Annotated in this window: 2 protein-coding genes; one reads left to right on the top strand and one right to left on the bottom strand. The window is 77.3% G+C overall.

Going from position 1 to position 9,186, the window contains the following annotated elements:
• Window positions 1-93: 93 nt before the first annotated feature.
• Window positions 94-8,073 carry a PE family protein gene (locus tag QXH22_RS30310; RefSeq protein ID WP_306277851.1) on the bottom strand — a complete coding sequence of 2,660 codons (7,980 nt, stop codon included), beginning with the start codon at window positions 8,071-8,073 and terminating at the stop codon, window positions 94-96.
• 223 nt (window positions 8,074-8,296) lie between these two features.
• On the opposite strand from QXH22_RS30310, the gene QXH22_RS30305 reads away from it, so the two are divergent.
• Window positions 8,297-9,064 carry a fructosamine kinase family protein gene (locus QXH22_RS30305; protein ID WP_306277850.1) on the top strand — a complete coding sequence of 256 codons (768 nt, stop codon included), beginning with the start codon at window positions 8,297-8,299 and terminating at the stop codon, window positions 9,062-9,064.
• The last annotated feature ends 122 nt before the right edge of the window (window positions 9,065-9,186 follow it).

Genomic DNA, 9,186 nt, shown 5'->3' with positions numbered 1-9,186 from the left:
ACGCCCGAAGCGGGACAGGAAGGTTGCTGCTGGCAAACGTCGCCGGATATCTGCGCGACGATGTAAGGCCACGATTAGGGTCGGATGGGCGCGCTACGCGCCTGGATTTCCCGGGGTGCCTGGGTCACCACTGACGCCGTTGTTGCCGCCACCGCTGCCGGTGCCACCGAGGCCACCATCGCCGGCGGCGCCGCCCGGTCCGCCCGGGGCGCCGATTCCGTCGCCGCCGCTGCCGCCGTTACCGCCGTTGCCACCCATGCCGCCGTCGGCGGGAGAGCCTGAGCCGTCGCCGCCCTTGCCGCCGTCGGCGCCGTTGCCACCGTCGCCGCCTGCGCCGCCCGCCCCGCTGCCGGTGGGCGAACCGCCGCCGCCACCCGAACCGCCGTTGCCACCCAGGCCGCCGTTGCCGCCATTGGCGTTCAGGCCGCCCTTGCCGCCTGCGCCGCCGAGACCACCGCCGCCGCCGTTGCCGCCGTCGCCACCGTTGGCGTTGTTGCCGACGGCCGGGGCGCCCACGCCGCCCTGACCGCCGTTGCCACCGGTGCCACCGGTGCCGCCGAAGGCAGAAGGGCCCCCGGCCCCGCCGGCCCCACCGGCTCCGCCGTCGCCGCCGTCCCCGGCCGCTCCGCCCTTGCCCGCCGTGCCGGCGCCCGAGCCGGCCAGACCGCCGTTGCCGCCGTTGCCACCGTTGCCCCCATTGCTGCCGTTACCGCCCGGACCAATCGCAACCGGCGGTGGCTGCGTACCGGCTCCACCGTCGCCACCGCGTCCGCCGGTCCCGCCGTTGCCGTTGATACCCCCGACGCCCGCGTCACCCCCGAGTCCGCCCTGGCCGCCGGCGCCACCGTCGTAGCCGTTGCTTGTGCCGTTCGGGTCACCGATGCTGCCTGGGGCGCCGGCGCCTCCCGCCCCGCCGTTGCCGCCGACGCCCGCTTTGCCGACGGTGCCGCCGAAACCGGCGCTGCCGCCGGCACCGGCCGCGCCCCCGTTGCCGCCCGTGCCGCCGTTACCGCCAGTGCCGCTGATGCTTGCCCCACCGGTGCCGCCGGTGCCGCCTTGACCACCGTTTCCGCCGCTGCCACCGGCGCCGTTGAATCCGTTGGAGTTCGCGCCGGCCATGCCGCCTTGGCCGCCTTGGCCGCCTTGGCCGCCTTGGCTGCCGACTGCGCCCAGAGTGCTGAGACCGCCCTTGGCGCCGGCACCGCCGTTACCGCCGTTCCCTGCTGCACCGCCATTTGCAGCAACGCCACCGCCGCTGCCGGCGTTGCCGCCGTTACCGCCCATTCCGCCGTCGCCGCCGTTGCCACCGGGAGCGCCAGTGCCACCGGCGTTGCCTGCACCCTCGAATCCGGCCCCGCCGTCGCCGCCGCGGCCACCGGCACCGCCGACCCCGTTGGCACCGCCCAAACCGGCGTTACCGCCCGCTCCGCCGCCTCCTCCGTGGCCGCCGTTTGCACCGGCCTGGCCCGGGAATACGGCGTCGGCACCCCTACCGCCCGCACCGCCCGCGCCACCGGTTCCGCCGACGCCGTCATTGCCTCGCACCCCTCCGACATTCGCGGCACCGCCCGTGCCTGCGTTACCGCCGGTGCCGCCGGTGCCGCCGTTTCCTGCCACACCGAAGGTTGAGCTCGCGCCACCCTTGCCGCCGGCGCCGCCCTGACCGCCGTTGCCTCCGGTGCCGCTCACCGCGCTGCTGTTGAAGTCGGTGTTCACCCCGCCGATGCCGCCGTCACCGCCCCTTCCGCCGCCTCCACCGTCGCCGCCATTGACGTCGAGCGGGCCGTTGCCACCGGCGCCGCCCGATCCGCCGCTGCCACCGGCCCCCCCGACACCGCCGCTGCCGGACGCGCCGCTGCCGAAGCCGGCGAAGCCGCCGCTGCCACCGGCCCCGCCGTCACCGCCGAGGCCACCTGAGGAGGACGGCGTGCCGACGACACCGGCTCCGCCATCGCCGCCGCGGCCGCCGGCCCCGCCGTTGCCGTTGATCCCGCCGGTATCAGCGCCTCCGCCGGCGCCACCGAGGCCGCCCTGGCCTCCGGAGAAGCCCGCCTGGCCTGCTCCGACGCCGCCGGCTCCGGTGCCGCCGTTGCCGCCGGCGCCGCCGTTGCCCCCGTTGCCGGCATTGCCGGACACGCCGCCCGCATTAGCCACGCCGCCGGAACCGGCCTGGCCGCCGGCGCCGCCGGTGCCGCCGGTGCCGCCACTGCTGAACGCGCCGGCGCCGCCGGCACCGCCGACACCACCTTGGCCGCCGTTGCCGCCGGTGCCGCTAAGTGCACTGCTGAAGCCTCCGGTGTTCAGGCCACTCATGCCGCCCTGACCGCCTTGGCCGCCGGCACCTCCGTCGCCACCGCTGGCGTTGTCGGCGCCGCTGCCGCCGGTCCCGCCGGCACCTCCGTTGCCGCCGGTGCCGCCCGCGCCGCCGGCGGCGAAGGCGCCGCTGCCCGCGCCGGCATTGCCTCCGGCGCCGCCGGCGCCTCCGGCTCCGCCTTGGCCGCCGTTGCCGCTGCTGAGCGGGCTGTTGGCCCGGCCGGCGCCGCCGTCGCCGCCGCGCCCGCCCGCGCCGCCGGCGCCATTGGTGCCTCCCGTATCGGCCAGCCCGCCGTTGCCGCCCTGACCGCCTTGGCCGCCGTCGAAGCCCGCCTGGCCGACGCCGCTGGCATTGGCGCCGTTGCCGCCGTTGCCACCTGCCCCGCCGCTGCCGCCGGCACCCGCCTTCCCTGCTACCCCGCCGAGGTTCGCCGACCCGCCGGCCCCGGCGTCGCCGCCCGCGCCGCCATTTCCGCCAGTACCGGCGGTGCCGAGGGTGCCGGTACCCCCCACGCCACCGGCACCGCCCTGACCGCCGTTGCCGCCGCTTCCACCGGCGGCGCTGCTGAGCCCGCTGCTGTCGAGACCACTGATGCCGCCCTGGCCGCCGCGACCGCCGGCGCCGCCGTCGCTGCCGTTGGTGTCGGCCGACCCGCTGGCACCGGTGCCACCTGCACCACCGTTGCCGCCGGCACCGGCAGCACCGCCGAGGGCGGCCGCACCCGCACCGCTTCCCGCGTTGCCGCCAATGCCACCGCCGCCTCCGTTGCCACCGACGCCACCGATGGCGCCGCTGCCGGGTGCGGCAGCTCTGCCGGCTCCGCCGTCGCCCCCGCGGCCGCCGGCGCCGCCGGCGCCGTTGGTGCCCCCGACGTCGGCAGTGCCGCCGTTCCCGCCGAACCCGCCTTCACCACCGGAGTAACCGGCCTGTCCCGTGCCGCTGGCGGCGGCGCCGGTGCCACCGGCACCACCGGCCCCCCCGGCTCCGCCGGTACCCGCATTACCGGCGACGCCGCCGATGTTGGCGAAGCCGCCGCTACCGGCGTCGCCGCCACGCCCGCCGATGCCCCCGTTGCCTGCCGTGCCCAACGTGCCCGCACCGCCTGCCCCGCCGGCGCCACCCGCTCCGCCGTTACCGCCAGTGCCACTGGCGACACTGCTGACCCCGCCCGTGTCCAGACCGCCGATGCCGCCCTGGCCGCCCTGGCCGCCGGCGCCGCCGAACCCGCCGGTGATGTTCAGAGCGCCGCTGCCGCCGGACCCGCCGGCACCGCCGTTGCCGCCGCCGCCGGCCGCACCGCCCGCACCGGATGCACCGGCGCCATTGCCAGCATTGCCGCCGAAACCACCATCGCCGCCCTTCCCACCGTCACCGCCGGTGGCACTGGTCGTGGCCGGACCGGTCTTGCCCGCCCCACCGTCGCCGCCGCGGCCGCCGGCGCCGCCGCTGCCGTTGGTGCCGCCGACCTCGGCGTTGCCGCCGGCGCCGCCTTGTCCGCCGTGTCCGCCACCGAAGCCGGGCTGACTGACACCGGTGCCCGCGGTGCCGGTCCCGCCGGCGCCGCCGGCGCCGCCCGTGCCGCCGACGCCCGCCTTTCCGGCGAACCCGTTGATGTTTGCCGAGCCGCCGTTGCCCGCATCACCACCGGCACCACCGGCGCCGCCGTTTCCAGCGGTGTTCAACGTGCCGGCCCCGCCGGCGCCGCCGGCGCCGCCGAGTCCGCCGTTGCCGCCCGTGCCGCCGATGGCGCTGGCGAACCCGCCGGTGCCGACGCCCCCGGCACCTCCCTCGCCACCCCTGCCGCCGGCACCGCCCGCACCGCCATCGGTGTTGAGTGCTCCGCTGCCGCCCGCACCGCCGGCCCCGCCGTTTCCGCCGCTACCCGCGGCGCCGCCGGCGGCGACCGCGCCGTTGCCCGAACCGGCGATGCCGCCGGAGCCGCCCGCGCCTCCGTTGCCGCCATTGCCTCCGGTAGCCCCCGTCAACGCGGCGGCCGCCTTGCCGGCCCCGCCGTCGCCGCCGCGACCGCCCGCACCTCCGGCGCCATTGGTGCCGCCCGCCTCGGCGCTGCCACCGTTGCCGCCCAGGCCCCCGGCTCCACCGTCAAAACCGGCCTGGCCGGGCGCGGTCCCGCCGCTGCCGGCACCGCCGTCGCCGCCGGTCCCGCCCGTGCCACCGGTCCCGGCGTTGCCGACGACGCCGCCGGTGTTGGCGACGCCGCCCAGACCGGCGTCGCCGCCGGTCCCGCCCGTGCCGCCACTCCCGGCCGTCGTCGAAGTTCCCGCTCCGCCGGCCCCGCCCGCACCTCCCTGGCCGCCGTTGCCACCGGTACCGCTGGCGACGCTGCTGAAGCCGCCGGTTTGCTGTCCGCCCATGCCACCCTGGCCGCCCTGCCCACCGTTGCCGCCGAAGCCGCCGTCGACGCCACCGGCACCGCTACCGCCTGCGCCACCCGCACCGCCGTCGCCGCCGACCCCCGCCGTCCCTCCGGCGCCGAGTGCCCCGAGACCTGAGCCGGCGTTGCCACCGTCGCCGCCTTGTCCGCCCGACCCGCCCTGGCCGCCCACACCGCTGGTCAGGGCGGCCCCGGCCTTTCCGGCGCCGCCGTCTCCGCCACGGCCGCCGGCGCCACCGGCACCGTTGGTGCCGCCGATATCGGCGCTTCCGCCGGCCCCGCCCTGGCCACCTCTTCCGCCTCCGAAGCCGGGTTGGCCGGCGCCGCTGCCGTTCGCGCCGGTACCCCCGGCGCCGCCGCTGCCACCGGTGCCGCCGGTGCCCGCGTTGCCGGCGACTCCGCCGACATTGGCCCAGCCCCCTGTCCCTGCATCACCACCGGCGCCACCGTCGCCGCCGCTGCCTGCGGTCATCAGGGTGCCGGCTCCGCCGGCGCCACCGGCGCCACCCAGGCCGCCGTTGCCTCCGGTGCCGCCGGCAGCGCTGGTGAAACCGGAGGTGTCGAGGCCGGCCATTCCACCTTGGCCGCCCTGTCCGCCGTGGCCGCCCAAACCACCGCCACTGTTGAGGGCACCGCTGCCGCCCGTACCGCCGGCGCCGCCGTTACCGCCGGTGCCGGCCGCTCCGCCGACACCGCCAGCTCCGGCCCCCGCGCCCGCGTTGCCGCCGTCGCCACCCGAACCGCCGAGGCCGCCACTGCCGCCGGTCGCGCCCGTACCGGCGGGGGCCGACTTCCCGGTCGCACCGTCACCGCCGCGGCCTCCCGCGCCTCCGCTGCCGTTGGTGCCGCCGGCGTCGGCGCTGCCGCCCACACCACCTTGGCCGCCCTTGCCACCGCCGAAGCCGTCCAGCGCGACACTCGCACCGTTGCCACCGGTACCACCGGCACCACCGGTCCCGCCGGCCCCGGCGCTTCCGATGAGGCCCCCCAGGTTGGCCACGCCGCCCGCGCCGGCGTTACCGCCCGCGCCGCCGTCTCCGCCATTGCCTGCCGGGCCCAGCGTGTTGGTGGCGCCGGCGCCACCGGTGCCGCCCTGGCCGCCGCTGCCTCCGGTCCCGCTCACGCCGCTGAGGCCATTGCTGTTCAGGCCGCTCATGCCGCCTTGGCCGCCGGTGCCGCCCGCACCACCCATACCGCCGTTGACGCTAAGGGCACCGCCGGCGCTGCCGGCGCCACCGGCCCCGCCGTCGCCGCCGGCCCCGGCCGCGCCACCGCTACCGCCCAAACCCGTGCCGAAGCCAGCGGTGCCGCCGTCGCCGCCCACACCGCCGGTACCACCGGCGCCTCCCGAAGCGCCGGTGCCCGGCACGGCGGCTCGCCCTACGCCGCCGTCGCCACCGCGACCGCCCGCCCCGCCGCTGCCGTTGGTGCCGCCGGTGTCGGCGCTGCCCGCCGCACCGCCCAACCCGCCTTTACCGCCGGCGAATCCGTCCTGTCCGGCGATGATCCCCGCCGCTCCGGTTCCGCCGTCACCACCGGCGCCGCCGTTGCCTCCGTTGCCGGAACTGCCTGTCGCGCCACCGGTACCGCCAGTGCCGGCCAGTCCGCCGGCGCCGGCGTTGCCCCCGCCGCCGCCCGCTCCGCCGTCGCCGCCGGCGCCGCCGAATCCGGTGAGGTTGTCCGCGCCGGCGCCGCCCGCCCCGCCGAGGCCGCCGCCGCCGCCGGCACCGCCGGAACCGTTGATGCCGCCAGCGAAACTGTTCCCGCCCTGACCGCCGGCGCCGCCCTCGCCGCCGGCGAACCCGCTACCTCCGAAGCCGCCGAGTCCGGCGATGGCGTCGACGCCAGCGCTGCCCGCCCCGCCCGCGCCACCGGCACCACCGGTGCCGCCCGTACCCGCCTTGCCGGTAACACCCCCGGCGCCCCCGGTCCCTGCTGAACCCCCGGCGCCGGCGTTGCCGCCCGCTCCACCCTGTCCGCCGTTGCCACCGACCGAACCGTTGAGCGTGCCCGATCCGCCGGCCCCACCGCCGCCGCCGACGCCGCCGACCCCGCCGGTGCCACCGGAGCCGTTGACCCCGCCGGGACCGGAATTGCCACCCGCGCCGCCGGCGCCGCCGGCCCCGCCGGCGAAACCGGTGCCGCCGGCGAGACCGCTGCCGGCCAGGGAGTCCGTGCCGGACACGCCGGCTCCACCCGCGCCGCCGGAACCGCCAGTGCCGCCCGTACCCGAGGCACCCGCCGCGCCGTCGAGGCCGAACAGCTGCCGGACACCTCCCGCCCCGCCCAGGCCGGCCGCGCCACCGTTACCTCCGGTGCCGCCCGCACCACCGATGCCACCGAGGCCGGCGATGCTGCCGTCGGCGCCGTTGCCGCCGCCACCGCCGATTCCTCCGGACCCGCCCAGGCCCCCTTGTCCACCGGCCCCCAGGAACAGTGCGCTGCGACCACCCGCGCCGCCGTCACCACCGGCTCCACCGGTCCCGCCGGTGCCGCCGATGGTGAGACTGTCGCCGCCCGCGCTTCCGGCTCCGCCGTTGCCGCCGGCCCCACCGCCGGCAAACCAGCCGCCGTCACCACCCGCGCCGCCCCGGCCGCCGGCGCCACCATCGGCACCGGCACCACCGTGGCCGCCCGCCCCACCAGCTCCCCACAACAACTCGGCGCGACCACCGGCGCCGCCGGCGCCGCCACCGAACCCGCCGTTGCCACCCGCACCGCCGCCGCCCCACAAGAACCCGCCGCTGCCTCCGGACCCACCGGTGCCGCCGCCGATGCCGCCCGTGCCGCCCGCGCCGCCGACGCCGACCAACCAGCCGCCGGCACCACCCGCGCCGCCGGTCGCCCCGCCGGATCCGCCGTTGCCACCCGCGCCACCGTTGCCCCACAGGCCGGCCGCGCCGCCTGCACCACCGGCCTGCCCGGCCGCGCCGGCGGCGCCGTTCCCGCCGTTGCCGTAGAGGATCCCGCCGTCACCACCGCGGCCGCCCGGGGTGGTGGCGTTGGTTCCGTCGCCGATCAGCGGACGTCCCAGCAACGTCTGGGTGGGCGCGTTGATGAGGCCGAGCAATGCCTGCTCGGCGTTGAACGACTCGGCGGCCGCATACGCAACGGTTCCGCCGCTGAGCGCTGCCACGAACTGCTCCTGAAACGCAGCCAGCCGTGCGCTGAGCGCCTGATAGTCGCGGCCGTAACCGCCGAACAGCGCAGCGATCTGGGCTGACACGTCGTCGGCAGCGGCGGCCAGCAAATCTGTGGTCGGCGCGGCGGCCGTGGCGTTGGCCGCGTTAAGCGACCATCCCACCCGCGCCAGATCACCAGCGGCGGTCATCAAGAATTCCGGTGAGATCGCTACGAACGACATGGCACAGCTCCCAACCAACGCTGGATAGAACCCGCGGAAATGGCGCGTAGCTCGGGATCTTATTCGTCATCAGTGCAATAAGTCACCAATTTTTTCGAGGTGTATTTCCGCGGTGTCGAACGGGATTCCAAAATGCTCAACAGCTTTCGGACCGCCTGGTTTTCGAAATGCGGAGCGGTCTACAGTCCGAACGCATGCTGCATATCGTCCTGTCGGCGTCCTCGTGACCGAATTCGTCAAACGCAATCCGGCAGCACCGGCCGGCTTCTTCGCCTGCGAGGCGGCAGGGCTGCAGTGGCTCTCCGGGGTCGGCGGGGGAGTGCCCTGCGCGCAGGTCTTGGCCGTCGATGCCACCAGCCTGACGCTGCGCCGGCTGGCGCCGGCAGCACCGAGGCGCGACGCGGCGCGCGAGTTCGGCTCCCGGCTGGCCGTGATGCACGACGCGGGTGCCCCGGCGTTCGGTGCGGGACCCGACGGCTGGGACGGGCCAGGGTTCTTCGGTCCGCTGCTGCAGCCACTGCCGATGTCCCTGCGACACCACCAACGCTGGGGTACGTTCTATGCCCGCGAGCGATTGGTGCCGATGGCGGAGCTGGCGGCCGGGCAGCTCGACGCGGCGACGCGGCAAGCGATCGACGCCGTCGTGGTGCGTTGTGAGGCAGGGGATTTCGACGACGACGATCCGCCGGCGCGGTTGCACGGAGATCTGTGGAGCGGCAACGTGATGTGGACGCGGGACGGAGTGGTGCTGATCGACCCGGCCGCTCACGGCGGCCACCGCGAGACCGACCTGGCGATGCTTGCGTTGTTCGGCTGCCACCACCGCGACGAAGTCCTGGCCGGCTATCAGCAGGCCCGATCGCTGAAACCTGGCTGGCGCGACCGGATTGGGCTGCATCAGCTGTACCCGTTGCTGGCGCACGTGGTGCTGTTCGGCGACGGGTATGCCGGGCAGACACGGGCTGCCGCCCGCTCCGCGTTGGGCGCCTGAGGTCCACCTGCCGGAGCAGCCTGCCCCTTCCCCGACTGCTGGCCTTTCCGTTGACGCCGATCGGCCCGCCCGCCCAGCCCGGCGACTGAGCCGTTTGCGCCGACGCCCCCGGTGCCGCCTGC

The organism is Mycobacterium sp. TY814, assembly GCF_030755175.1.
Lineage (GTDB): Bacteria > Actinomycetota > Actinomycetes > Mycobacteriales > Mycobacteriaceae > Mycobacterium.
Note: the sequence above shows the minus strand (reverse complement) of the source record. Positions and strands in the feature narration are given on the sequence as shown.